The sequence below is a fragment of the Pseudomonas sp. KH_027 genome (genome assembly GCF_057838565.1).
The window spans coordinates 931,346-955,235 of record NZ_CM174470.1; the positions used below are offsets into that span (position 1 = coordinate 931,346).

Below are 23,890 nucleotides of genomic sequence, written 5' to 3' on the forward strand. Positions count from 1 at the left end.
TCTGCCGAGTCGATCGCTCAGGGCGTTTTTACACAGCCTGGATCCGGAGCAGACCTTCAGCACGTCAACGAAACCAGAGGTGATTCGCGAGTATTGGTGCGTCCTACCCACTCGCCAAAGCGCTCTTAACAATTGTTAATGCCGCCTCCCGCACGGCCTGTCCAGAATCTGCAAAAAAACGCAGCCCGCAGGAGTCCGCCATGTCCACGTCCACCCTTAGTGCGAAAACCGTCTACGAACTCCTCCAAGCCTCAGCGGCTACCCATGCCAAGCAGCTCGCCCTGATCTACCTCAACAGCCTGACGCCGCTCGACGAGCAGCAGGTGAGCTATGCCGAGTTGCTGGCCAACGTGAACCGCACGGCACGCCTGATCCTGGACCTGGCCGGCAGCCGCAAGCCGGTGGTCTCGCTGTTACTGCCGAACATTCCGCAGAGCCAGTACCTGCTTTGGGCCGCCGCCAGCGTCGGCATCGCCAACCCGCTCAATCCGCTGCTCAACGAGGATGCCCTGTACAACTTGATGCTCAAGGCGCAGACCGAGCTGATCTTCGTACTCGGACCGCTGCCAGGCTCCGACCTTTGGCAGAAGGCCCTCAGCGTGGCCCAGCGTCTGCCGCACAAGCCCAAGTGCGTATCGGTCCTGACGAAAGCGGGCGAGTACTGCTTCGATGCGTTGCTCGAGCACTACAGCGCCGCCGAGCTGGAGGCCGAGTTGCAGCCGCAGGCCGACGACATCGCCGCCTACTTCCATACTGGCGGCACCACCGGGGTGCCCAAGCTGGCCTGCCATACCCATGCCAACCAGGTGGCGGCGGCGCACGCTTACGTGCGTTGCATGGCAACTGGCCCCAGCGATGTAGCGCTCAATGGCCTACCGATCTTCCACGTCGCCGGAGCTTTGGTGAACAGCCTGGGCGGGCTAGCCAGCGGCTTGCAGATGCTGTTGCCGACACTCGCCGGCTTCCGCAATCCCGAGGTGATCCGCCAGCACTGGCGGCTGGTCGAACAGTACGGCATCACCATCAGCGGCGGCATCCCGACCTCGGTCGCCGCGATGCTCGAGGTGCCTTTGGATGGCCACGACATCGGCTCACTGCGCTTTATGCTCTCGGGCGGCGCGCCGGTGCCTGCGGCGCTCTGCGAGCAAGTCCGCACAGCGACCGGGCTGAGTCTGTACCAGGCCTATGGCATGACTGAGTGCGCCGGCGTCATCGCTCTGCCGAATCTGCAGCGGCCCTCGATTCCCGGCAGCGCCGGGCATGTCAGTGGCGAGGTGGAAGTGCGCATCGCCAGCGGCGGCGAGATCTGCGTACGAGGCCCGACGGTGTTCCCCGGTTACCTGGGGCAGAGCACGGCTCCTCTCGAGAATGGCTGGCTGCGCACCGGCGACCTGGGACATCTGGACGAGCAGGGCAACCTGTTCATCACCGGCCGGGCCAAGGATCTGATCATCCGCAGCGGCCACAACATCGACCCGGCGCTGATCGAGAACTGCCTGGAGTCGCACCCAGCGGTGTTGCTGGCCGCCGCGGTCGGCATGCCCGATGAATATGCCGGCGAGCTACCGGTGGCCTTCGTGCAACTGCGCCAGGGCAGCCAGGTCAGCGTTGATGAACTGCAGCAGTACGCCTTTGAGCACATCGCTGAACGCCCGGCCTGCCCGAAACGGATTTTCCTGGTCGAAGCCCTGCCGGTCACGGCGGTGGGCAAGATCTTCAAGCAGCGCCTACGGGAGCTGGCGGCGGCCTGCGCCTATGGCGAACGCGCGGCTCCGCGTTGCGGCCAGCTCGCCATCGAGGTGAGTCAGCAGGCCGATGGCAGCCTGTTGCTCAACCTCGATGGAGTGCCAGTCGGGCATCTAACCTGGTGTACCGAGCAGGCCGAGCGTCTTGGCCTGCGCGTTCAGACGCCGAAGGAGGCGACCCTGTGATCGACTTCTACTTCGATTTCTTCTCGCCCTATGGCTACTTCGCAGCCATGCAGGTCGAGCGGCTCGCCGAACGCTACCAGCGGCCGGTGGCGTGGCACACCATTCTGCTCGGCATCTCGGTTGTGAAGGTGATGGGCCTTAAGCCGCTGCTGGAAACACCGCTCAAGGGCGAGTACATCCGCCACGACGTGCCGCGTTTGGCGGCGCTTTATGGCATCCCGTTCAGCATGCCCTCACAGCTGATCGACCCCTTGCCGCCGGCGCGGGCCTTTTGTTGGGTCAAGCAGCACTGGCCGGAGCAGGCCGCCGACTTCGCCAAGCACCTGTACTGCGCCTATTTCCAGGAGGATCGCGATATCGGTAACCCTGCAGTGTTGGCTGAGCTGGCCGGGGAACAGGGCCTGGACGGCAGGGAATTGTGCGCTGCCATCGAAAGCCAGACGATCAAGCAGGCGCTCAGGGACTCAGTCAGCGCGTCGCTCGAACGCGGGGTGTTCGGTGCGCCGAGCTTCGTGGTCGACGGGCAATTGATCTGGGGCAGCGACCGCCTGTGGATGCTCGAACATTGGCTGGCTCACGGTGCCTGGCCCAAGGCGGGCGCACAGCAGGGCTGATTCAGTCACCCAGCTTGCGCTTGATCCGCGAGAAGGACACCGCGTCCATGCTCAGATAACTGGCCAACTGGTACTGCGGCACGCGCGCTAGCAGCCAAGTTTCGTGCTCCAGCAGCCAGCGATAGCGCTCCTCGCTGTTGCAGGTGAGCAGCAGCGCCTCGCGGGTTTCGTTGCGCAGCATGATTTCCCGGGTGACTTTGTCGAGCATCCCCTGCAACTGCGCAAAGCGCTCGCGCTGGCGGGTCAGGGTATGCAGCGGCACGGCCACCAGCCGGCTCTGCTCCATCGCCTCGATGCTGTAGGTGCAGGGCTGCTGTTTCAGATAGGCGCTGAGCGAGCCGATCGCCTCGCCTTCGTGGAAAAAGGCCTTGTTCCACTGTTTGCCTTCCGGCGATGAATAGTAGTAACGGGCCAGGCCGCAGAGAATCACAAAGAAGTGCGTAGGGGTTTCGCCGGCGCGGATGATCGGCTGGTCGCGGGCATAGTCGCGCAACACGGCCACTTGGGTCAGGTGCTCCCAGAGCTCGGGTTCGTTCACGCCATAACGGCAGAAGACTGCCCTGAGCAGGTCCAGAGAGTTCGCGTCGATCGGGCTTTTCACGGTTCTTGTCATGGCTCCGGAGCAGGATGCGCGATGGAGGCAGACTCAGAACAAGCCAAGCTGCCCGTCGACCAGCGCGCTGAAGTCATCATGCACGAACGGCAGTATGGCGTCCGCCACGGGTTGCAGTTGGCGCGTCACGTAATGGTCGTAGTCGATCGGTGCGCGCCGTGCTTCCAGCGGTTCCAGCCCCGCGACTGTCATCACGTAGCTAACCTTGCCGCCGCTCTGTTACTGGCGCGGTCGGCTTTGGCAGTCGTTGTACTCGTCAGCGATGCGCGCCGCTCGCACATGGGTGGGCCTGGAAGATGAAGTACCTACTCACTCGACATTCTCGACGAATCGCCATGGTCGCTTCCGCGACAGCGGCCTGTTTCGCTGGCTGTTCAATGAGGTGCTGAGGCGCTGCATGGCCGCCGACCTGGTCAAGGGTGAGGGATTCGCCTTCGACGCCAGCGTCATCAAGGCGGAAGCAGCTGGCAGCACGGTGTTGCGGGGGATGAAGAGGTCAACTGGCGCGATCCAGCACTCAGCACGCGCGCCGTGCGGGAGTACCTCGAAGCGCTGGATGACGAGGCCGCACTTGTCCGGCAGCCCGAGCTTGATACACCCGAAACAATAGGGGACAGACCACGCTTTCTGCTCGATCAGAAATCGTGGTCTGCCCCCCCTATGATTCCCAATCTGAGAATCATCTGGCCGGCCTAGCGTGCTGGCTTAGTGTGTTGCATCGACCGGTTGAATCCACATCCGATAGCTGCCTGTCGTCACTTTGGTGTGTGGTCAAGTCCGTTCAATCTCGCCCCTGGAACCCGTCGTCATCTGTTGTATGTCCGTTGCACACAGCGTTTCGCTCAACCTGCAACGTCGTCATTTGCCGACCATCTGCTGCCCCCTAGGGCAAGCAGCTCCCTAGCCTCAACTGTCTTTTTTCTAGCTTGTGCCAGAGAGAGCTCAGGATATGCGCCAAGCCCCATGTTGACGCGCTTCTTGGTTGCCGGGTGGCGGTAGTTGAAGTTCCATAGCGTAGGGCCATTGATTCTCACTCGCAGTTGAAGGCCGTCGCCATCGCTCAGGACGTAATCCTTATCTTTGGGCTTGGCAGCTTTGATTTTGAGTTCAGAGAGGCGGGTGGCTTGAGCGCACATTGGTATTCCAAGAAGGCGTTTGGTATTCCAAAAATTACCAGCAGGCGGCTTGGAATACCGCTTGGAATACCGAAAGACACGGATCTTGCTGGACGCTCGCGAACGCTGATGGCACTGAAAGCCCCGTATTTACTGGGTTTCAGGCACAAAAAAAGACGCCCGTGGACGTCTTTAGATGTATAAATGGTGGAGCCGGGGGGATTTGAACCCCCGTCCGCCAGTACTCCGCTGTTGGTTCTACATGCTTAGCCGTGTCTACTGAGTTAACCCTTGGCCGCCCGACGGGCAGGGTGCTTTGGGCGAGTTGTGTAATGTTTAGCCGTTACGTCCACAACGTACTACGCGGCGATTCTGTTCTATATGACAATCATTTCGGGTTTACAGACATCCCCTAATGATTGCTGGAGCCGAAGCTACCAGAAGTGCGACTAGGCTGCTTACGCAGCTAGTTGAGCACCGTAATTGTCATCATTGGCAATTATAGAGTTTTGCAACAGTTTATTTACGAGTTCTGTTACCAACTCGGCATGCCCCTAAAGTTTCGCAACCGGCGTCGAATCCTAATCGGCCCCAAAACCACTGTGGTTACACAGTTGGGACGGTCAGTGTACGGCAAAGGTTCCCATGCGTCGACTCGCTGTTAGCTAAGGTTATGTTGCCAACTGGCGATATCATGACGAATCTGTCGGTTATCGCCGCAACCTCTAAGAGTCGTCGCCATGTCGCGTCCGTCGCGTTATCCCTTGAGCCAGTGGATCTGGCGCGCCTTTGTGCAAAGCGCGCTGATCCCGCTGATATTGGTTGAATCGGTGTTGATTGCGGTGTACCTGCTGAGCAATAACGCCATCCGTGATTCGCAGTTGGATTATCTGCAGCAGAGCGCCGTGCAGGACCTGGCCGGGGCCGTGCAGCGTGAGGGGCAGATCATCGATAGCCACCTGCAGGGTATCGAGGCTCAGGTGCAGATCTATCGGGCCGAGACGGCTCGGGCGCTGGGCGATTTGGCTTACCAGGCGGATGTGCTGGAGCGGACCCGGCATGCGATAAGTGCCGATGGCGTGTTCTACAGCCGTAGCGATGATGGGCGGGCGGCGTCTTTCTATGCCAATAGCACGCCGGTGGCGCTGCAGGATCACGCCAAGGCCTTGCGCCTGTCGCAGATCGATCCGCTGATGAGTTCGATCCGCAGCGCCAACCCGCTGGTCTCGGCGGTCTATTTCAACAGTTGGGACAGTTATAACCGCATCTATCCCTTCTTCATGACGCCCGAGCTCTATCCGCACGACATGGTGATACCCAATTACAACTTCTATTACTTGGCCGACGCGCAGCACAATCCGGCGCGCAAGGTTGCCTGGACCGATGTGTACCTCGATCCGGCTGGGCAGGGCTGGATGATGTCCGCGGTGGCGCCGGTCTACCGGGATAACTTTCTCGAGGGCGTGGTGGGGCTGGATATCACCGTCGGCCAGATGCTTGCCGAGATCGGCACTCTGCAGGTGCCTTGGCAGGGGTACGCGATGCTGGTCGGTCGCGATAACGCGATCATTGCCTTGCCGGAAGCCGGTGAGCGGGACTTCGGGCTGAGCGAGCTGACCCAGTACAGCTACGAGGAGGCGGTACGCCGCGAAGTGCTGAAGCCGGATGACTTCAACCTGAGCAAGCGGCGTGATTTGCAGCCGCTGGTGCAGGCGATGGCGGCGGGCCAGGGCAGTGTGCAGGAGGTGCTGCTGGGTGGGCGTAAGCAGCTGGTGGCGTGGAGTGAAATTCCGCAAACCGGCTGGCGCCTGCTGTTGGTGGTGGATGAGGCGAATATTTTTCGTGAAACCAATAGCCTGGCCGAGCGCTACTGGCAGATCGGCTACCTGATGATCGGTGGGTTGTTGTGCTTCTACCTGTTGTTTTTCGCTTGGATGTGGCGTCGCTCACGGCGCCTCAGCGCGGAGTTGGCACAGCCGCTTGCGGGGGTGGTGGCGATGATGCGCCGCCTCGGGCAGGGTGATTATCAGCCCGCCGCGCCCACGACTCAGATCGACGAGTTGGTCAGTATGGCGACGGCGGTTCAGCAGACCGGCGCTCAGTTGCAGGCTAGCGAGATCGAGCGGTTCAAGGCTCAGCGTAACCTCGAGCTGGTGCTGGAAAGCACGACGGAAAGCCTCTGGGAGGTCGAGGCCGAGAGCCTGACGATCAGGCTCAGCGGGCGTGCGGTCCGGCGTTTTGGCCTTCGCAGCGAGTGCCTGACATTCAGCGAGTTCAACCAACGGGTGCACCCCGATGATCTGGATCGGCTGCGGCACCTGCGCAAACTCTTTGCCATCAGCGGCGAGGACACTTTCGATGCGCAATACCGCTTCGCCGATTCGCAGGGCAAGTACGCCTGGCTGCTCAGCCGTGGCAAGGTGCTGGAGCGCGATGCGCAGGGGATGGTGTTGCGGGTGGCTGGCACCCATGTCGACATCACCGATCTGAAGCAGGTGCAGGAGGATCTGCGCCGCGCCAGCCTGGAGGCGCAGGCGGCGAGCCAGGCCAAGAGCCGGTTTCTCTCCAGCATGAGCCATGAATTGCGTACACCTCTGAATGCGATCTATGGCTTCGCCCAACTGATCGAGTTGGATGCGCAGGAGCAGCCTGGGGCCGAGCAGCAGGCTGACTATGCGCGGGAAATCGTCAATGCCAGCCGCCACCTTACTTCGTTGGTGGATGACATTCTCGACCTGTCCAGTATCGAGAGCCAGCGGCAGCAGCTGCAACTCAAGGCGGTCGAAGTCGGCGCGCTGCTCGCCGGCTGTGCCGAGTTGGTGCAGCCGGAGGCGCAGCAGCGCAGGCAGCAGTTGCAGGTCATGGCCGCTGCCGAGCCACCGCTGTTTGTGCTGGCGGATATTCGGCGGGTGCGCCAGGTGCTGCTCAACCTGCTTTCCAACGCGATCAAGTACAACAGCCCGCAAGGTCTGGTCAGTTTGGGGTATGAGGTGCGTTCGAACTGCGTGCGCCTGTGGGTCGATGACAGTGGCCCGGGGCTCAGCGAGCAGCAGCAGGCCCAGCTGTTCCAGCCGTTCCAGCGTTTGGGTTGGGAAAATTCGAATACCCCGGGTGCCGGCATCGGTCTGGTATTGAGCCGCGAACTGGCGGAGCTGATGGGTGGCGAAGTTGGCTTTCACAGTGTGCTGGGCGTGGGCAGCCGCTTCTGGGTCGACCTTCCGAGCACCGCCTCGCCCGAAGGCATGGCAGCCGAGCTACAGTCCGATAGCCAGTCTGAGTCGAAAGCACTGGCCGCCGTGCTCTGTGTCGAGGATCACCCGGCGTGCCTGAAGGTGCTCCAGGAAGGCTTGCGCGAATTCGCCGAGGTGCGCGGCGTGGCCTCGGTGCAACGCGCCCTGGCGGAACTGGATACCTTCACCCCGGCTTTGGTGCTGCTTGATCTCGATCTGCCGGATGGCGATGGGTTGCTGGTGCTGGATATGCTCAGAAGCACTCCGGGCTTGCGTGAGGTGCCGGTGCTGGTGGTCAGTGCCGCCGCCGACGAGGCGATATTCGCCGAGGCACGCAGGCGTGGCGCCCAAGCCTGCGTGACCAAACCGATTGATTTGCAGCAGGTGCGTCGGCTGGCCTTGTCGATGCTCGGTCAGGCGCTGTAGGTCAACGCCTGGCCGTTACTCGCTGGCCTGCAGCAGGTCCAGGGCTTCGCCGAGCACTTTGACCGACTGGCTGTGGTCGCCAGCCTTGTGCAGCGCTTCGCCTTCGGCGCGCAGCTTCTGCACGTGCGCCAGTACCTCTGGATCGACGGGCGGGTCGCTTTTGAGCAGGGCATCGATCTGCGCCATGTCCTGCGGGCAATGCATCGCCCAGAGCGGGGTGCAGAGCAGGCTGGCGGCGAGGAACAGGGCAAGGCGGCGCATGGCAGGTCTCCCGAGTGTGGCTGACGCCCTCAGTATAGGAAGCCATCCAGCGTGCCGATGGCCGCCGGTCATGTGTTCCCCAGCCCAAGCAGCCCTGCGCGGGGCGAGTTGCGCGGACCGAGGATTCAGACCACTCGGGATTTGGTGACCCGGTCGACCAGATAAACCAGCCCGTGATAGTCGATGCCGCCGTGCTGGCTCAGGCCGATTTCACAGGTGCGACTGGTGGAGATGCCTTCACTGCAATGCTGCACCGCGTCTTTCAGGCTGCGCAGCGAGTGGGCGTTCAACTCCGGCGTGGTGAAGCCCTTGTCGCCGGCGAATCCGCAGCAGTGGATACCTTCGGGGATCACCACTCGTGTGCTGCAGCGGCGCGCGAGGTCGATCAGGGCTTGGCTCTCACCCAGATGCTGGGTGCTGCAGGTGACGTGTACGGCGATCGGTTCATCCTGGGGCACGAACTCCAGCTTATCCAGCAGATGCGTGCGGATGAAGCGCACCGGGTCGTAGAGATCCAGCCGCGTGTCGCTCAGCCCCTGCACCAGGCGCAAGGTGCAGGGGCTGGTGTCGCAGTAGATCGGGTCGAGGCCGCCGCGACTGGCGTGCAGCAGGGCGCCGAGCAGTTCCTGGCGTTTCTGTTCGGCCTGTTCGGCGTAGCCTTTGGACGCGAACGGCTGGCCGCAGCAGAGGTTGTCCTGGTTGTCTGGGAAAACGACGTGGTAGCCGGCTTTCTCCAGCAGGCCGCGAGTCTTGTCCAGCAGTGACATCTGCTCGCTGTCGCTGGCGGCCGGGCCCATGACCCGTGATACGCAGGCGGCCAGATAGACCACGCGCGGGCGCTGATCGTCCGGCACGGGACTGAAACGTACGGCACGCTCAGGTTGCGGCATGGCGGCTGTCCATTGCGGTATGCGGCCAGCTGAGGCTTTGCTCAAGGCCGTGGACAGCCGCGCCAGGCGCTGGGCGCCGAGCATCATCCGTGCGCCATTGGCGACGTGCAGCGCTACGCGTGCGCCTTGCAGTGCTGCGCTGAAATGACCGGCCAGCCAGTCTGCGGTTTTGCCGTGGCGGGCACTGCGGCCGCGCAGCTTCTTCACCAGCTCACCGGTATTGATCCCCACCGGGCAGCGCTGGGCGCACAGGCCGGTGGCCGCGCAGGTATCGAGGCCCTGGTACTGGTAGTCGCGCTCCAGGGCCGAGGTGTCGTTGCCGGCGCGTTTCTGCGCCTGAATCTCCCGCCAGATGACGATGCGCTGGCGCGGGCTGAGCGTCAGCCCCTTGGACGGGCAGACCGGCTCGCAGAAGCCGCACTCGATGCACTTGTCGACGATCTCGTCGGCGGCCGGCAGCGGTTTGAGATGCTTCAGATGGATTTCGGTGTCTGCACTGAGCACTACATCCGGGTTGAGGATGCCATGGGGGTCGAGCAGGCGTTTGAGCTGCCACATCAGTTGATAGGCGTCGCTGCCCCACTCCAGTTCGACGAAGGGCGCCATGTTGCGGCCGGTGCCGTGCTCGGCTTTCAGCGAGCCGCCGAACTCCACTGCCACCAACTGTGCGACGTCGTCCATAAAGGCCGAGTAGCGGGCGACTTGCTCGGGCGTTTCGAAGGCCTGGGTGAAGACGAAGTGCAGGTTGCCCTCCAGCGCGTGGCCGAACAGGATCGCCTCGTCATAGCGGTGTTTCTCGAACAGCGCGAGCAGACGGTTGACGCCGGCGGCCAGGTGTTCGATCGGGAAGGTGACGTCCTCGATGATCACCGTGGTGCCAGTCTGGCGCACCGCGCCGACGGCCGGGAAGGTGTCCTTGCGGATCGCCCAGAGCTGGTTGTAGATCAGCGGGTCGGTGCTGAAGTCGACCTGCTTCTCGACCGGGAAGGGCGCGAGGGCGGCCATGATCAGCGCCAGCTGTTCCTGCAGCAGGGAGGGCGAAGCCGCGCGCGATTCGATCAGCAGCGCGCAGGCATTGGCCGACAACTCGCGGACGAAAGCCGGCATTCCCGGTTTGTCCTGCACCGAACGCAGGCTGCGGCGGTCCAGCAGCTCCACGGCGGAAACCGGCTGGCTTTTCAGCAGGGTAACGGCGGTGCAGCAGCTTTCCACATCCGGGAAGACGATCAGCGCCGAGGCCTTGTGGGGGTGATCGAGCACCGTGTCGTAGGTCACGGCGCTGATAAAGCCGAGGGTGCCTTCGGAGCCAACCAGTAGGTGGGTGAGGATATCCAGCGGTTCGTCGTAGTCGACCAGGGCATTGAGGGACAGGCCGGTGGTATTTTTAAGCCGGTACTTGTGGCGGATTTTCGCGGCCAGTGCGCTGTTGGCGCGGGTGGTGCGGCCCAGATCGGCGAGGCGTTCCAGCAGGGGGGCATGGCTGGCGCGGAAGGCGACGACGCTGCAGGGGTCTTCGCTGTCCACGGTGCTGCCGTCGGCCAGCACCAGGCGCATGCCGGCCAGGGTGTGGTAAGTGTTCTGCGCGGTGCCGCAGCACATGCCGCTGGCGTTGTTGGCGACGATGCCGCCGATCTTGCAGGCGTTGATCGAGGCCGGGTCGGGGCCGATCTTGCGCCCGAATGGCGCGAGCCAGGCATTGGCCTGGGCGCCGATAACGCCCGGTTGCAGGCGGATCTGAGCGCCATCGTGGCGAATCTCGCGGCCATTCCAGTTGTCGCCGAGGACGATCAGCACCGAGTCGCTGATGGCCTGCCCGGACAGGCTGGTGCCGGCGGCGCGGAAGGTTACCGGCACCTGTTCGGCGTGGGCCAGCCTGAGCAGCGCGACGACTTCCGCCTCGGCTTCGACCCGCAGCACCAGCTTGGGGATCAGCCGGTAGAAGCTCGCGTCGGTGCCAAAGGCCAGGGTCGACAGCGGGTCATCGAAGCGGCGCTCGCGCGGGATCAGCTGTTCGACAGCACCGAGAAAGGCGGCGGGCAGGCTCATGCATACTCCTGGAACGTTTCGCGGGCCGCTGTGGCGGCCTCATCAGGCTTATTGTCGATGTTGCGTTACTTATTGATGCAGCTCGCGAACCAGCGAGTCGGCGCTGATTTCGGCGATGGATTTCGCGCCGGTGAGCACCATGGCCACGCGCATTTCTTTCTCGATCAGCTCCAGCAAGTTGGTCACACCTGCGCCACCTGCAGCCGCCAGCGCGTAGATAAAGGCGCGGCCCAGCATCACGGTATCGGCGCCCAGGGCGATCATGCGCACTACATCCAGACCATTGCGAATGCCCGAATCGGCGAGGATCGCCAGGTCGCCTTTCACTGCATCGGCGATGGCCGGCAGAGCGCGAGCGCTGGAAAGTACGCCGTCGAGCTGGCGGCCGCCGTGGTTGGATACCACGATGCCGTCGGCACCGAACTTCACGGCGTCCTTGGCATCTTCCGGGTCGAGAATGCCCTTGATCACCATCGGTCCTTGCCAGAAGTCGCGAATCCACTCCAGGTCTTTCCAGGAAATCGACGGGTCGAAGTTATTGCCCAGCCAGCCAATGTAGTCCGCCAGACCGGTGGGGTTGCCCCGGTAGGTGGAGATATTGCCGAGGTCATGGGGGCGGCCGAGCAGACCGACATCCCAGGCCCAGCTTGGATGGGTCATGGCTTGCAGCATACGGCGAATGGAGGCATTCGGACCGCTCATGCCGGAGTGCGCGTCGCGGTAGCGGGCGCCCGGTACGGGCATGTCCACGGTGAATACCAAGGTGGTCACGCCCGCGGCTTTGGCGCGCTCCAGGGCGCTTTTCATAAAACCGCGGTCTTTCAGCACATAGAGCTGGAACCACATGGGCCGGTCGATGGCTGGCGCCACTTCTTCAATCGGGCAGACCGAGACGGTCGACAGGGTGAACGGAATCCCTTTGGCTGCCGCCGCCTTGGCCGCCTGGACTTCGCCACGGCGCGCGTACATGCCGGTCAGGCCGACCGGGGCCAGTGCCACGGGCATCGCCAGGGTTTCATTGAACAGGCGGGTTTCCAGGCTCAGGTCGGACATATTGCGCAGCACGCGTTGGCGCAGGGCGATGCTTGCCAGGTCCTCGACATTACGGCGCAAGGTGTATTCGGCGTAGGCGCCGCCGTCGATGTAGTGGAACAGGAAGGGCGGCAGCTTGCGCTGCGCGGCGGCGCGATAGTCGGTAGAGGCAGAGATGATCATGGATTCATACCGTTTTAAATAAGACGCGAGGCGGCCCGGCCGCGCTCGTCTAGTTCAGCCCCGGTTGCACTTGCGCGCCACCGGGGCCGAGGCCTTTTTAGTGCACCAGCATGCCGGTGAACACATAGGCCTGCGCCAGGGTAATCAGGCCGACGAAGGCGGCGAAGATCAGGCTGTGTTTCAGGGTGAAGCGGAACAGGTCCGATTCCTTGCCCACCAGGCCGGTAGCCGCGCAGGCCACGGCGATCGATTGCGGCGAGATCATTTTGCCGGTCACGCCGCCGCTGGTGTTGGCCGCCACCAGCAGGGTGTCGCTGACGCCGATCTGATGCGCGGTGGTCGCTTGCAGCGAGCTGAACAGAGCATTGGACGAGGTGTCCGAACCGGTCAGGAATACCCCGAGCCAGCCGAGGAATGGTGAGAAAAACGGGAAGGCCGCGCCGGTGCCGGCCAGGACCAGCGCCATGGTCGAAGACATGCCCGAATAGTTGGTCACGAACGCGAAGGCCAGCACCATGCCGATGGACAGAATCGGCCAGCGCAGTTCGAAGAAGGTTTCCTTTAAAGTGGTCAGACCAGTTTTTAGATGAATCCTCAGTACCAGCATCGAGATCAGCGCCGAGAAAAAAATCGCCGTGCCGGTCGCGGAAATCGGGTCGAGCTTGAACACCGCCGAGATGGCCGTGGGCGCGATGACGATGGGCGCGACCTTGACCACCAGTTGATCCAGGTGCGGAATCGCGAAGTTGAACACCCAGCTGTACATCGAGCCGCCGGCCGCGAACATCGCCTTGAATGGCTTGAGGGTCCAGATAGTGACCAATACGGTCAGGATCAGGAACGGCGACCAGGCTTTGAAAATCTGCCCGAGGCTATAGGGCGATGCCGTGGTGGTGCGGGGTTGGCCGAAGCCGCCCGCGCTGGCGAGGGTTGCCGTGCCGGAGGTGGCGCCGGCGATTTGCGCGCCGGCGCTGCGCTTGGGCTGCCAGACTTTGAGGAACAGCGTCAGCGACACCAGGCTGACCAGTGCCGAGGTGATGTCCGGCAGTTCCGGGCCGATGTAGTTGGAGGTGAAGAACTGGGTGGCGGCGAAGCTGACGCCAGCCACCAGTGCGGCCGGCCAGGTTTCCTTGATTCCGCGCCAGCCATCCATCATGGCCACCAGCCAGAACGGCACGATGATCGACAGCAGCGGCAACTGCCGGCCCGCCATGGCACCGATCTTGAACGGGTCGATGCCCGTCACCTGGCCGGCGACGATGATCGGGATGCCCAGGGCGCCGAACGCCACCGGTGCGGTGTTGGCGATCAGGCACAGGCCGGCCGCATAGAGCGGATTGAAGCCAAGCCCGACCAGCAGGGCGGCGGTGATCGCCACCGGCGCGCCGAAGCCGGCAGCCCCTTCGAGGAAGGCGCCGAAGGCAAAGCCGATCAACAGCACCTGCAAGCGCTGGTCGTCGGTGATCGACAGTACCGAGCTGCGGATGATCTCGAACTGGCCGCTCTTCACCGTCAATTTGTAGAGAAAAACCGCGGCGACGATGATCCAGGCGATCGGCCACAGGCCGTAGGCGAAGCCGTAAGCGGCGGCGGCGAAGGCCATGTCGACCGGCATCTGGAAGGCGAAGATGGCGACCAGGATCGACAGTGCCAGGGTGATACTGCCGGCAACATGGCCTTTGAGGCGGAACACCGCCAGCGCGAGGAAGAAGAATACAATCGGGATGACGGCCGCCAACGCCGACAGGCCGAGGCCGCCGAGTGGGGTGTAGAGCTGTTGCCAGGTTTGCATCGTAGGTTGGCTCCCTTATTTTTGTTGGGTGTGCCGGAAGTCGGGTCGTTTGGGCTGAGTGCGTGTGGCGCCAGCCAGGCAAAACAGTGACCGCAACGCATGGGTCGAATAAATTGGTAATACCAATTTACAATGTCGACGGCTCAGGGTAAAAGCCTTGGGGTGAGTCTGTCAATTTGCCGGCCTGCGACTTTGGTCGCGGGTGGCTGTTGTTGTCGCGCTGCCAAGGGCTGGTTAGGCTGCGGCTCAGGCGTGCCTATGCACGGAATAGACAGCCCGGTCGACAGCCGGGCAGGGTGGAGAGGGTTATGGGGTTCGGTCAGGTACAGCAGCGCCGTTTGTCGGACGATATCGTCGCGCAACTCGAGGGGATGATTCTCGAAGGCACGCTCAAGGCCGGCGAGCGCCTGCCCGCGGAGCGCGCGCTGGCGGAGCAGTTCGGCGTGTCGCGGCCCTCACTGCGCGAGGCGATTCAGAAGCTGGCGGCCAAGGGCTTGCTGGTCAGTCGCCAGGGCGGTGGCAACTATGTGGCGGAGTCCCTGGGTTCGACCTTCAGCGATCCGCTGCTGCATTTGCTGGAAAGCAACCCCGAGGCGCAGCGCGATCTGCTCGAGTTTCGCCACACCCTGGAAGGCTCGTGCGCTTACTACGCCGCGCAACGGGCGACTGCGCTGGATCACCAGCGTCTGCGCGAAGCCTTCGAGGCGCTGCAACAGTGCTATGCCAGCGAGGGCAAAGTCAGCCGCGCGGAAGAGGGCGCCGCTGATGCGCGCTTCCACCTGGCTATCGCCGAGGCCAGCCACAACGCGGTGCTGCTGCACACCATCCGTGGCCTGTTCGACCTGTTGAAACGCAACGTGGTGACCAATATCGGCGGCATGTACGCCCTGCGCAGCGAGACCCGCAAGATGCTGATGCAGCAGCATGGCGAGTTGTACCAGGCGATCATCGAGGGGCAGGCGGAAGCGGCGCGGGAAGTGTCCGACCGGCATATCCATTACGTGCAGGAAGTGCTGGCCGAAGGGCTGCAAGAAGCCCAACGCGTGGCGCGGGCGGAGCGACGTCAGGGCTTGTGACGGGGTGAAACTCTCTACCGCGGCCATCCCCGCGAAGGCGGGGACCCTGCAAAGAGCGACTAGCTGGCGCTAGTCCTCCTTGCCCTTGCTGCGCACGGCGCGTTGCAGCTCGCGATCGGAGTCGCGCTCACGCTCGGTGTGGCGCTTGTCGTATTCCTTCTTGCCTTTGCCCAGGCCGATTTCGCACTTGATCAAGTGCTGCTTCCAGTAAATCGACAAGGCTACGCAGGCATAACCCTTCTGCTGCACGGAGGTGGTCAGCTTTTCCAACTCGCGCTTGTTGAGCAGCAGCTTGCGCGTGCGCACCGGGTCGGCAATGACATGGGTGCTGGCGGCGGTCAGCGGCGCGATGTGGCAGCCGATCAGCCAGGCTTCGTCATTCTTGAGCAGCACGTAGCTGTCGACCAGCTGCGCCTTGCCGGCCCGCAGGCTTTTCACTTCCCAGCCAGCCAGGACCATGCCTGCCTCGAACTTGTGCTCGATGAAGTAGTCGTGCCGGGCTTTCTTGTTTTGGGCAATGGTGCCCTGAGGTTGTTTCTTTTGCTTAGCCATAGGCGCGGCATTATAGGGAGTCGTCGGGCTGCTGGCGACAGTCGAATTTTCACCGCGGCGCTCGGGTGCGGCGGCTTTGCTGTCGTTGTTGGGCGCCTGTCCGTGGTTTGCGCAGCTCACCCCGGGGCTTCTGCCGCTTCGGCCCGGGGCCGGCAGCGCAAAGGCTTGAGGGGCTTGGACGAATCTCCGACAATGCGCGCTCTTTTACGGGCAGCACGGGCAACTACATGGCGGGCGACAAGGTTTCGATCCACGGTTCCTGGGCCAGCCGCTGGGTTTTTATCCTGGCGGCTACGGGCTCGGCCGTGGGGTTGGGGAGTATCTGGAAATTCCCTTACATGACTGGCGTCTATGGCGGCGGTGCCTTTGTCATCGTGTTTCTGCTGTGCATTGCGCTGCTCGGTCTGCCGGTGATGCTGGCGGAAACCCTGATCGGTCGCCGGGCCCGGCAAAGCCCGGCGAATGCCTTGCGTGATCTGGCGGTGGAGGCCGGCCACTCGGGCAAATGGTCGTGGGCGGCGTTTGCCGGGATGATCACGGCGCTGTTGATCCTGTCGTTTTACAGCGTGGTGGGTGGCTGGTCGCTGGATTACATCATCGACATGGGGCGTGGCGATTTCCAGGGCGTGGCGCCCGAGCAGGCCGGGGCGTATTTCGCCCAGGTGATCGACGATCCCTGGCGGCTGATCTTCTGGCACAGCATCTTCATGCTGCTGTCGGCCTATGTCATCGCCCGCGGCGTGGTCGCCGGCCTGGAGCGCAGCCTGCGGGTCATGATGCCGCTGCTATTCCTGCTGCTGGTGATCCTGCTCGGCTACAGCCTGACCACCGGGCACTTCATGGAGGGCGTGCACTTCATGTTCAACTTCGACACATCGCGCCTGCTCGATGGCCTGTTACCTGCCATGGGCCATGCGTTCTTCTCGCTGAGTGTCGGAGTGGGGTCGATTCTGATCTACGGCGCTTACATGCCGAAAAATTCCTCGATCTCCGGCACCATCCTCGGGGTGGCGTTGCTGGACACCTTCGTTTCGCTGCTGGCCGGCATGGCGCTATTCCCGATCGTGTTCGCCGCCGGCCTTAACCCGGGCGAGGGGCCGGGACTGATGTTCGTCACCCTGCCGCTGGCCTTCGGTAATGTGCTGTTCGGCCAGTTGATGGGCGTGGTGTTCTTCGTGCTGGTGGCGGTGGCCGCCTGGAGCTCGGCGATTTCCCTGCTGGAGCCGATGGTCGCGTATCTGGTCGAGCGCACGCGGGTGAGCCGGGTCTGGGTCACCACCTGGCTGGCGTTCATCTGCTGGTTTGTCGGGCTGGGCACGGTGTTTTCCTTCAATATCTGGAAGCAGGCCAAGTTCTTCGTCAGCGATGCCAGCGGCTTCCAGCTCTACCAGTGGGGCGCGGCAGGCGGCCTGGATTTTTTCGGGGTGATCGATTTCTTCACCTCGCGGATCATGTTGCCGCTCGGCGCGCTGACCTTCGTGGTCTTCGCCGGTTGGGTGATGGGTCGCGAGGCGGTGCGGGACGAGCTGGCCATGCGCAGCCCGAAACTCTTTGCCCTGACCTTCTTCCTCATGCGGTATGTCGCGCCGCTGGGTATCCTCATCGTGTTTGCCGCGCAGTTATGGAAGTGAACCCCGCATGACCACGCATATTCAACGCTCGGCCCTGCTGCCCTATCCGGCGCAGGCACTCTACGATCTGGTCAATGATGTGGCGCGCTATCCGGAGTTCCTGCCCTGGTGTTCGGCGACCGAGGTGCTGGAGGAAAGCACCACCCTGATGCGTGCCAGCCTGGCAGTGGCCAAGGGCGGCTTGAGCCAGCGCTTCGTCACCTGCAATACCCTGGTGTTCGGCCAGTCCATTGAAATGAATCTGGAGGAGGGGCCGTTCAGCGAGTTGCACGGCGTCTGGCAATTCAAGGCGCTGACGGACAAGGCCTGCAAGATCAGCCTGGATCTGTCCTTCGAGTATGCCGGGCCGCTGGTTCGGGCGACCCTTGGGCCGTTGTTCAATCAGGCGGCCAATACCCTGGTCGATGCTTTCTGCAAAAGAGCCAAGCAGCTGCATGGCTAAGCCCGGCATCGTGGTCGAAGTGGTCTATGCCCTGGCGGACCGGCAGGTGTTGCTGCGCCTGAGCGTGCCGCACGGCACCACGGCGCGACAGGCGGCCGAGCAGTCAGGTATGGCAGGGCATTTTCCGGGGCTGGATCTGGCGCATTGCCCGCTGGGTATCTTCGGCAAGGCCGTAGCGGATCCGCGTGAGCGGGTGCTGCAAGAGGGCGAGCGGGTGGAGATCTACCGGCCGTTGCTGGCGGACCCGAAAGAGGTGCGCAAGCAGCGCGCGGCGAAGGCGGCACTGGCCAAGGCGGGTGGAGCCGGCGGCTGAAGCTTTTGTTGCGCGCATAAAAAAGCCCGGCATTTCCGGGCTTTTTCGTTTCGGCGCAAGGCTTACTGTGGCGAGGTTTCCAGTGGTGTGGGGGTCGGTACCGGGATGGTCTCGACGTTGTCCACTTCCTTCTGGATCTTTTCCAGCAGCGAGCCGGGTTTCGGCGGCTCTTCGACTTGCGGCTGCTCGCTCGCCTTGGGCTCGGCAACCGCTGGGCTGCTGCCATCCTGACCGAGAATCGCTTCGTCGCGGCTGACGCCGGGCATGAAATCGCCGGCCAGACCTACCAGTTTATCCTCGCCATCGAAGACGATGCTGACGCGTTCCTGCAGGCGCTGTCTGCCGCCTGGCTGGATGCTGTAGAGGTAGTCCCAGCGGTCGGCGTGGAAGGTGTCGGTGATCAGCGGGTTACCCATGATAAACCGCACTTGACGCCGGGTCATTCCGGGGCGTAACTGGTCTATCATGTCCTGCGTAACGACATTGCCCTGTTGGATGTCGATTTTATAAACCCCGGGGAACGAACAGCCGGCGAGTGCGAATAACCCCACAAGGGTGAGACTAGTCAGCAAGAGCTTGGTGTTTTGCATCGGTGGGTGACTTCCACTATCTTGGCTGGGCAACTTGGCGTCCGATCATACCTGCATTGAAGGGAGCTGCGAAGCAGCAACCGCGAGAAAGCTGACCATGGTAGAAAATAGCGAACTACGAAAAGCTGGCCTGAAAGTGACCCTGCCACGGGTCAAGATTCTGCAGATGCTCGATTCTGCCGAACAGCGGCACATGAGTGCGGAAGATGTGTACAAGGCGCTGATGGAGGCTGGCGAAGATGTGGGTTTGGCCACGGTCTACCGTGTGTTGACCCAATTCGAGGCTGCCGGCCTGGTGGTGCGGCACAACTTCGATGGCGGCCATGCGGTGTTCGAGCTGGCCGATGGCGGTCATCACGACCACATGGTCTGTGTCGATACCGGTGAAGTGATCGAGTTCTTCGATACCGAGATCGAGAAGCGCCAGAAAGAGATCGTGCGCGAGCATGGCTTCGAGATGGTGGATCACAACCTTGTGCTCTATGTACGCAAGAAGCGGTAATGCGTCAGGCGCCAGCTTGCTGGCGTCCTAATCAAGCCTGTCGATCAGAAAGCGCCGCTTACCCCGTTGGGGAAGCGGCGTTTTTCGTTTTGATCCTTTGCCGCTGCATGTCTTGAGCCGCGTAGGGCGTACTCGCGAAGCGGTACGCCGGAGGGCGCGAGGGGTGGGTTGTTCGCGGCGTTCCGAGACAGCCCTACGCGTTGGCCGCGGTGCTGACCATCTGCCGGGCGTGGGCCAGGGATTCCTCGGTCAAATCCACGCCACCCAGCATGCGGGCGATCTCCTCGACCCGGGCCGGGCCATCCAGGCTCGCCACTGCCGTGCGTGTCGCGTCGCTGCCGCGAGCCTTGTGCACGAACAGGTGTTGGTGCCCTTGCGCGGCGACCTGCGGCAGGTGGGTCACGGTCAGCACTTGGCCGCGCTCGCCGAGCTTGCGCAGCAGCTGGCCGACTACTTCGGCCGTCGGGCCGCCGATGCCGACGTCGACTTCGTCGAAAACCAGCGTCGGTACCCGCGAGGTTTGCGCCGTGATCACCTGAATGGCCAGGCTGATACGTGACAGTTCACCGCCGGACGCGACTTTGGCCAGGGCCTTGAGTGGTTGTCCGGGGTTGGCGCTGACCAGAAACTCGACCTGTTCCAGGCCTTGCGGGTGCGGATCGCTGACGTTGGCCACGTGCAATTGGATGTTGAAGCGCCCCCCCGGCATGCCCAGGCGCTGCATCTCGACTTCGACGGCGCTGGCCAGTTGACCCGCTGCGTCATGCCGCAGGGTGCTGAGCTGCTGGGCTTTTTCCTGGTAATGGCGGGCGTAGGCCGTCAGTTCTTCGCTCAGGCGCTCGGTGGCCTGGTCGTCGGCGTTCAGGCTTTCCAGTTCTTCAAACAGTTGCTGTTGCAGCGCGCCCAGTTCGCTAGGTTGGACCCGGTGTTTACGCGCCAGGGTGTAGATGGCGTCGAGGCGTTCTTCGAGCAGTTGCTGGCGCGCGGGGTCGGCGTCGAAATGATCGAGAAAGCGGTTCAGTTCACCCACCGCTTCTTCTACTTGGATCTGCGCGCTGGCCAGCAGGTTGACCGCTTCACTCAGTGCGCCCTGCGGGCTGTTGAAGGCGCTGAGCCGTTGCAGGCTGCCGGTCAGGGCTGACAGCACATTGCCGGCGTCGTTTTCGCTGCATTGTTCCAGTACCAGGCGACAGGCGCTGAGCAGGCTCTCGGCATTGGCCAGGGCCTTGTGGTCCTGTTCCAGTTGTACCAGTTCGCTTTCGCCGAGGGCCAGATTATCCAGCTCTTCCAACTGGTAGCTGAGCAGCTGGTGGCGGGCGCGCTGTTCATCGCCGGCACTGGACAGGCGTTCAAGCTCTTGCCGGGTCTGTCGCCAGCGCTGCGCGGCGAGTTGCACCTGGCGCGCCAGTTCTTGGCTGCCGGCATACTCATCGAGCAGGCGGCGGTGGGTTTCGGGTTTGAGCAGTGACTGATGTTCATGCTGGTTGTGGATGTCGATCAGCAGTTCGCCGAGGGCTTTCAGGTCGCCTTGCGGGCAGGGCGAGCCATTGATGTAGCCGCGTGAGCGACCTTCGGCGGTGATCACGCGGCGGAGGATGCACGGCCCGTCGTTGTCCAGGTCGCGCTCGGTCAGCCAGGCGCGGGCTTCCGGGATGTCGGCCAGGTCGAAGCTGGCAAGAATGTCTGCTTTGTCGGCGCCGGGTCGCACCACGCCGCTGTCGGCGCGATCACCCAGGGTCAGGCCGAGGGCGTCGAGCATGATCGACTTGCCGGCACCGGTTTCCCCGGTAATTACGCTCATCCCGCCATTCAGCTCGAGGTCGAGGTGTTCGACGATGGCGTAGTTGTGTACGGAAAGGTGGACCAGCATGGCGGAGCCCTCGGGCGTAAGACATGGTTATTTATACAGTGTTTGTTTTGTCTCTGACAATCCTCCCTTGCTCTTGAATCGCCAGATTGTGGCCCCATATAAGCGGCAGAAACGTGAGTTAAGGCTCGCGAACGATTTTGATAGGAGAGACGCATGGCTGACGAACAGACCCAGAATTCCCAGAATCCTGACTTTGAACCTGCTGCCGAGGCTGTAGCGGGCGAGGACCTGGCTGCCCGCGTGCAAACGCTGGAAGAGCAGCTGGCGGCCGCTCAGGATCAGGCTCTGCGCGTTGCGGCTGATTTGCAGAACGTGCGCCGCCGCGCTGAGCAGGACGTGGAAAAAGCGCACAAGTTTGCGCTGGAAAAATTCGCCAATGACCTGTTGCCGGTGGTCGATAGCCTCGAGCGCGGCCTGGAGCTGTCCAGCCCTGACGACGAGGCCATCAAGGCGGTGCGTGAAGGCATGGAACTGACGCTCAAGCTGTTCCAGGACACGCTCAAGCGTTACCAGTTGGAAGTCATCGACCCGCACGGCGCACCGTTCAATGCCGAGCACCATCAGGCCATGGCGATGCAGGAAAGCACCCATCTGGAACCCAATAGCGTGCTCAAGGTGTTCCAGAAAGGTTACCTGCTCAACGGTCGCCTGCTGCGCCCGGCCATGGTCGTGGTCAGCAAGCCGCCGGCGGAAACACCGCCTTCGATTGATGAGCAGGCTTGAAATTAGCCGTAAGGCCCCCATTTAGAAGTCAAGCGTTTAAGTGCTACCGCAGTTAGCCACCACTGCTGCGGCAACCAAATCAAAGTTTCGGGAGAGTAAACATGGGCAGAATTATCGGTATCGACCTGGGGACCACCAACTCCTGCGTCTCGATCCTGGAAAACGGCACCGTCAAAGTGCTGGAAAACGCCGAAGGCGCGCGTACCACGCCGTCGATCATCGCTTACACCAATGATGGCGAAATCCTCGTCGGTCAGTCGGCCAAGCGTCAGGCCGTGACCAACCCGCACAACACCCTGTACGCGGTAAAACGTCTGATCGGTCGTCGTTTTGAAGAAAGCGTCGTACAGAAAGACATCGAGATGGTGCCGTACAAAATCGTCAAAGCCGACAACGGCGACGCCTGGGTGGAAGTGAAGGGCCAGAAGATGGCACCGCCACAAATTTCCGCCGAAGTGCTGAAAAAGATGAAGAAAACCGCCGAAGACTACCTCGGCGAGCCAGTGACCGAAGCGGTGATCACCGTGCCGGCCTACTTCAACGACAGTCAGCGTCAGGCCACTAAAGATGCCGGCCGTATCGCCGGTCTGGACGTAAAACGGATCATCAACGAGCCGACCGCAGCCGCTCTGGCGTACGGTATGGACAAGGCCAAGGGCGATCACACCGTGATCGTTTATGACCTCGGCGGCGGTACTTTCGACATTTCCGTAATCGAGATTGCCGAAGTCGACGGCGAGCACCAGTTCGAAGTGTTGGCCACCAACGGTGACACCTTCCTCGGCGGTGAAGACTTCGACATCCGCTTGATCGACTACCTCGTCGACGAGTTCAAGAAAGAAAGCGGCATGAACCTCAAGGGTGACCCGCTGGCCATGCAGCGCCTGAAAGAAGCGGCCGAGAAAGCCAAGATCGAGCTGTCTTCCGCGCAGCAGACCGACGTCAACCTGCCGTACATCACTGCAGATGCCAGCGGTCCTAAGCACCTGAACGTGAAGATTTCCCGCGCCAAGCTGGAATCGCTGGTCGAGGATCTGGTGCAGCGCACCATCGAGCCTTGCCGTATCGCGTTGAAAGATGCCGGTATCGACGTTGGCGCGATCCACGACGTGATCCTGGTCGGCGGTCAGACCCGTATGCCGCTGGTGCAGAAGCTGGTTACCGATTTCTTCGGTAAAGAAGCGCGCAAAGACGTGAACCCGGACGAAGCGGTTGCCATGGGTGCTGCCATCCAGGGCGCGGTATTGGCCGGTGACGTTAAAGACGTGCTGCTGCTGGATGTCAGCCCGCTGACCCTGGGTATCGAAACCATGGGCGGCGTGATGACCGCGCTGATCGAGAAAAACACCACGATTCCGACCAAGAAATCGCAAGTGTTCTCGACTGCCGACGATAACCAGGGCGCTGTGACCATTCACGTGCTGCAGGGCGAGCGCAAGCAAGCCGCGCAGAACAAATCGCTGGGCAAGTTCGACCTGGCTGAAATTCCGCCGGCTCCGCGTGGCGTGCCGCAGATCGAAGTAACCTTCGATATCGATGCCAACGGCATCCTGCACGTAGGCGCCAAAGACAAGGCGACGGGCAAGACTCAGTCGATCGTGATCAAGGCCAACTCCGGTTTGTCCGAGGAAGAGATTCAGCAGATGGTTCGCGATGCTGAAGTCAACGCTGAAGAAGACCGCAAGTTCGAAGAGCTGGCAACTGCCCGCAATCAGGGCGATGCCTTGGTGCATGCAACACGTAAAATGATCACCGAAGCGGGCGACAAGGCCACTGCGGATGAGAAAGCGGCGATCGAAAAAGCCTTGGGTGAACTCGAAGTGGCCGTGAAAGGCGACGACAAGGAAACCATCGAAGCCAAGATCAACGCTCTGTCGGAAGCCACTGCACCGCTGGCGCAGAAAATGTATGCCGAACAGCCGCAGGCTGGTGAAGCAGCACAAGGCCATGACGAGCCGAAAGGCGGCGCCGATGACGTAGTCGATGCCGAGTTCGAAGAGGTCAAGGAAAACAAGTAAGCGTCCATTTGCTTGCTCTCCAACCTGACTAGCTAAAGCG

Annotated in this window: 18 protein-coding genes, 1 other RNA gene and 3 pseudogenes; 11 read left to right on the top strand and 11 right to left on the bottom strand. The window is 62.3% G+C overall.

Annotation, left to right across the window (positions count from 1 at the left end; all coding sequences use genetic code 11):
* Positions 1 to 200 precede the first annotated feature (200 nt).
* Positions 201 to 1,931 (top strand): AMP-binding protein, encoded by a 1,731-nt coding sequence (locus tag AC3IYG_RS04275; protein ID WP_489312504.1) that lies wholly within the window; start codon positions 201 to 203, stop codon positions 1,929 to 1,931.
* Positions 1,928 to 2,545: a 2-hydroxychromene-2-carboxylate isomerase gene (locus AC3IYG_RS04280; RefSeq protein WP_489312505.1), complete on the top strand. Its 618-nt coding sequence runs from the start codon at positions 1,928 to 1,930 to the stop codon at positions 2,543 to 2,545. Before AC3IYG_RS04275 ends, AC3IYG_RS04280 begins: the two co-directional genes overlap by 4 nt.
* 1 nt (position 2,546) lies before the next feature.
* Here AC3IYG_RS04280 and AC3IYG_RS04285 read toward each other — a convergent pair whose 3' ends face one another.
* Positions 2,547 to 3,146: a Crp/Fnr family transcriptional regulator gene (locus AC3IYG_RS04285; RefSeq protein WP_489312506.1), complete on the bottom strand. Its 600-nt coding sequence runs from the start codon at positions 3,144 to 3,146 to the stop codon at positions 2,547 to 2,549.
* A 45-nt stretch (positions 3,147 to 3,191) separates the two neighbouring features.
* Positions 3,192 to 3,446 (bottom strand): annotated as a pseudogene (locus AC3IYG_RS04290) (DNA polymerase II); the annotation flags it as partial.
* Between AC3IYG_RS04290 and AC3IYG_RS04295 the strand changes: the two are divergent.
* Positions 3,442 to 3,764, top strand: a pseudogene (locus AC3IYG_RS04295) (IS5/IS1182 family transposase); the annotation flags it as partial. The pseudogenes AC3IYG_RS04290 and AC3IYG_RS04295 sit on opposite strands and share 5 nt — an antisense overlap.
* A 275-nt stretch (positions 3,765 to 4,039) precedes the next feature.
* Here the strand turns inward: AC3IYG_RS04295 and AC3IYG_RS04300 are convergent.
* Positions 4,040 to 4,294: pseudogene (locus AC3IYG_RS04300) on the bottom strand (integrase arm-type DNA-binding domain-containing protein); the annotation flags it as partial.
* A gap of 184 nt (positions 4,295 to 4,478) precedes the next feature.
* Positions 4,479 to 4,866: a transfer-messenger RNA gene (ssrA, locus tag AC3IYG_RS04305) on the bottom strand.
* A 147-nt stretch (positions 4,867 to 5,013) separates the two neighbouring features.
* Between ssrA and AC3IYG_RS04310 the strand changes: the two genes are divergently transcribed.
* A complete protein-coding gene (locus AC3IYG_RS04310) occupies positions 5,014 to 7,929 on the top strand; it encodes a hybrid sensor histidine kinase/response regulator (RefSeq protein WP_489312508.1) in 2,916 nt (971 codons plus the stop codon).
* Between the two features lie 15 nt (positions 7,930 to 7,944).
* Here AC3IYG_RS04310 and AC3IYG_RS04315 read toward each other — a convergent pair whose 3' ends face one another.
* The 4 genes from AC3IYG_RS04315 to AC3IYG_RS04330 all read right to left on the bottom strand — a co-directional run bounded on the left by AC3IYG_RS04315 (position 7,945) and on the right by AC3IYG_RS04330 (position 14,133).
* On the bottom strand, positions 7,945 to 8,190 hold the full coding sequence (locus tag AC3IYG_RS04315; protein WP_489312509.1) for a hypothetical protein: 246 nt from the start codon (positions 8,188 to 8,190) through the stop codon (positions 7,945 to 7,947).
* Between the two features lie 125 nt (positions 8,191 to 8,315).
* Positions 8,316 to 11,126 carry an FAD-binding and (Fe-S)-binding domain-containing protein gene (locus AC3IYG_RS04320; RefSeq protein ID WP_489312510.1) on the bottom strand — a complete coding sequence of 937 codons (2,811 nt, stop codon included), beginning with the start codon at positions 11,124 to 11,126 and terminating at the stop codon, positions 8,316 to 8,318.
* Positions 11,127 to 11,195: 69 nt separating this feature from the next.
* Complete coding sequence (gene lldD, locus AC3IYG_RS04325; RefSeq protein WP_489312511.1) at positions 11,196 to 12,341, bottom strand: FMN-dependent L-lactate dehydrogenase LldD; 1,146 nt, start codon at positions 12,339 to 12,341, stop codon at positions 11,196 to 11,198.
* A gap of 97 nt (positions 12,342 to 12,438) precedes the next feature.
* Entirely contained in the window at positions 12,439 to 14,133 is a 1,695-nt protein-coding gene (locus AC3IYG_RS04330) for a lactate permease LctP family transporter (RefSeq protein ID WP_489312512.1), read from the bottom strand.
* Between the two features lie 308 nt (positions 14,134 to 14,441).
* On the opposite strand from AC3IYG_RS04330, the gene AC3IYG_RS04335 reads away from it, so the two are divergent.
* Positions 14,442 to 15,209, top strand: coding sequence for an FCD domain-containing protein (locus AC3IYG_RS04335; protein WP_489312514.1), 768 nt, complete (start codon positions 14,442 to 14,444; stop codon positions 15,207 to 15,209).
* Positions 15,210 to 15,278: 69 nt separating this feature from the next.
* Here the strand turns inward: AC3IYG_RS04335 and smpB are convergent, their stop codons facing one another.
* Positions 15,279 to 15,761, bottom strand: a complete 483-nt coding sequence (gene smpB, locus AC3IYG_RS04340; RefSeq protein WP_489312515.1) for an SsrA-binding protein SmpB — start codon at positions 15,759 to 15,761, stop codon at positions 15,279 to 15,281.
* A 227-nt stretch (positions 15,762 to 15,988) separates the two neighbouring features.
* Between smpB and AC3IYG_RS04345 the strand changes: the two genes are divergently transcribed.
* Genes AC3IYG_RS04345 through AC3IYG_RS04355 form a run of 3 tightly spaced genes read left to right on the top strand, consistent with a single transcriptional unit; the run spans position 15,989 to position 18,147 of the window.
* Positions 15,989 to 17,392: a sodium-dependent transporter gene (locus tag AC3IYG_RS04345; RefSeq protein ID WP_489312516.1), complete on the top strand. Its 1,404-nt coding sequence runs from the start codon at positions 15,989 to 15,991 to the stop codon at positions 17,390 to 17,392.
* Between the two features lie 7 nt (positions 17,393 to 17,399).
* Entirely contained in the window at positions 17,400 to 17,834 is a 435-nt protein-coding gene (locus tag AC3IYG_RS04350; protein ID WP_489312517.1) for a type II toxin-antitoxin system RatA family toxin, read from the top strand.
* On the top strand, positions 17,827 to 18,147 hold the full coding sequence (locus tag AC3IYG_RS04355) for an RnfH family protein (protein WP_489312518.1): 321 nt from the start codon (positions 17,827 to 17,829) through the stop codon (positions 18,145 to 18,147). The genes AC3IYG_RS04350 and AC3IYG_RS04355 overlap by 8 nt, the downstream gene beginning before the upstream one ends.
* Before the next feature lie 62 nt (positions 18,148 to 18,209).
* Here AC3IYG_RS04355 and AC3IYG_RS04360 read toward each other — a convergent pair whose 3' ends face one another.
* Positions 18,210 to 18,737 carry an outer membrane protein assembly factor BamE gene (locus tag AC3IYG_RS04360; protein WP_489312519.1) on the bottom strand — a complete coding sequence of 176 codons (528 nt, stop codon included), beginning with the start codon at positions 18,735 to 18,737 and terminating at the stop codon, positions 18,210 to 18,212.
* A gap of 97 nt (positions 18,738 to 18,834) precedes the next feature.
* Here AC3IYG_RS04360 and fur point away from each other — a divergent pair, with 97 nt between their 5' ends.
* Positions 18,835 to 19,239, top strand: coding sequence for a ferric iron uptake transcriptional regulator (gene fur / locus AC3IYG_RS04365; protein ID WP_489312520.1), 405 nt, complete (start codon positions 18,835 to 18,837; stop codon positions 19,237 to 19,239).
* A 193-nt stretch (positions 19,240 to 19,432) separates the two neighbouring features.
* On the opposite strand, the gene recN is transcribed toward fur, so the two are convergent.
* Complete coding sequence (gene recN, locus AC3IYG_RS04370) at positions 19,433 to 21,109, bottom strand: DNA repair protein RecN (RefSeq protein WP_489312521.1); 1,677 nt, start codon at positions 21,107 to 21,109, stop codon at positions 19,433 to 19,435.
* 153 nt (positions 21,110 to 21,262) lie between these two features.
* Here recN and grpE point away from each other — a divergent pair, with 153 nt between their 5' ends.
* A complete protein-coding gene (gene grpE, locus AC3IYG_RS04375) occupies positions 21,263 to 21,832 on the top strand; it encodes a nucleotide exchange factor GrpE (RefSeq protein ID WP_489312522.1) in 570 nt (189 codons plus the stop codon).
* 101 nt (positions 21,833 to 21,933) lie between these two features.
* Positions 21,934 to 23,850 (top strand): molecular chaperone DnaK, encoded by a 1,917-nt coding sequence (gene dnaK / locus AC3IYG_RS04380; protein ID WP_489312523.1) that lies wholly within the window; start codon positions 21,934 to 21,936, stop codon positions 23,848 to 23,850.
* The last annotated feature ends 40 nt before the right edge of the window (positions 23,851 to 23,890 follow it).

Excerpts from the sequence above, each read along its gene's own strand:
- dnaK (WP_489312523.1), top strand. The coding sequence starts at position 21,934 with ATGGGCAGAATTATCGGTATCGACCTGGGGACCACCAACTCCTGCGTC.
- AC3IYG_RS04320 (WP_489312510.1), bottom strand. The coding sequence starts at position 11,126 with ATGAGCCTGCCCGCCGCCTTTCTCGGTGCTGTCGAACAGCTGATCCCG.
- AC3IYG_RS04315 (WP_489312509.1), bottom strand. The coding sequence starts at position 8,190 with ATGCGCCGCCTTGCCCTGTTCCTCGCCGCCAGCCTGCTCTGCACCCCG.
- AC3IYG_RS04345 (WP_489312516.1), top strand. The coding sequence starts at position 15,989 with ATGGCGGGCGACAAGGTTTCGATCCACGGTTCCTGGGCCAGCCGCTGG.
- AC3IYG_RS04350 (WP_489312517.1), top strand. The coding sequence starts at position 17,400 with ATGACCACGCATATTCAACGCTCGGCCCTGCTGCCCTATCCGGCGCAG.
- fur (WP_489312520.1), top strand. The coding sequence starts at position 18,835 with ATGGTAGAAAATAGCGAACTACGAAAAGCTGGCCTGAAAGTGACCCTG.
- AC3IYG_RS04310 (WP_489312508.1), top strand. The coding sequence starts at position 5,014 with ATGTCGCGTCCGTCGCGTTATCCCTTGAGCCAGTGGATCTGGCGCGCC.
- grpE (WP_489312522.1), top strand. The coding sequence starts at position 21,263 with ATGGCTGACGAACAGACCCAGAATTCCCAGAATCCTGACTTTGAACCT.
- AC3IYG_RS04355 (WP_489312518.1), top strand. The coding sequence starts at position 17,827 with ATGGCTAAGCCCGGCATCGTGGTCGAAGTGGTCTATGCCCTGGCGGAC.
- AC3IYG_RS04335 (WP_489312514.1), top strand. The coding sequence starts at position 14,442 with ATGGGGTTCGGTCAGGTACAGCAGCGCCGTTTGTCGGACGATATCGTC.
- AC3IYG_RS04275 (WP_489312504.1), top strand. The coding sequence starts at position 201 with ATGTCCACGTCCACCCTTAGTGCGAAAACCGTCTACGAACTCCTCCAA.
- AC3IYG_RS04330 (WP_489312512.1), bottom strand. The coding sequence starts at position 14,133 with ATGCAAACCTGGCAACAGCTCTACACCCCACTCGGCGGCCTCGGCCTG.
- recN (WP_489312521.1), bottom strand. The coding sequence starts at position 21,109 with ATGCTGGTCCACCTTTCCGTACACAACTACGCCATCGTCGAACACCTC.
- lldD (WP_489312511.1), bottom strand. The coding sequence starts at position 12,341 with ATGATCATCTCTGCCTCTACCGACTATCGCGCCGCCGCGCAGCGCAAG.
- AC3IYG_RS04360 (WP_489312519.1), bottom strand. The coding sequence starts at position 18,737 with ATGCAAAACACCAAGCTCTTGCTGACTAGTCTCACCCTTGTGGGGTTA.
- smpB (WP_489312515.1), bottom strand. The coding sequence starts at position 15,761 with ATGGCTAAGCAAAAGAAACAACCTCAGGGCACCATTGCCCAAAACAAG.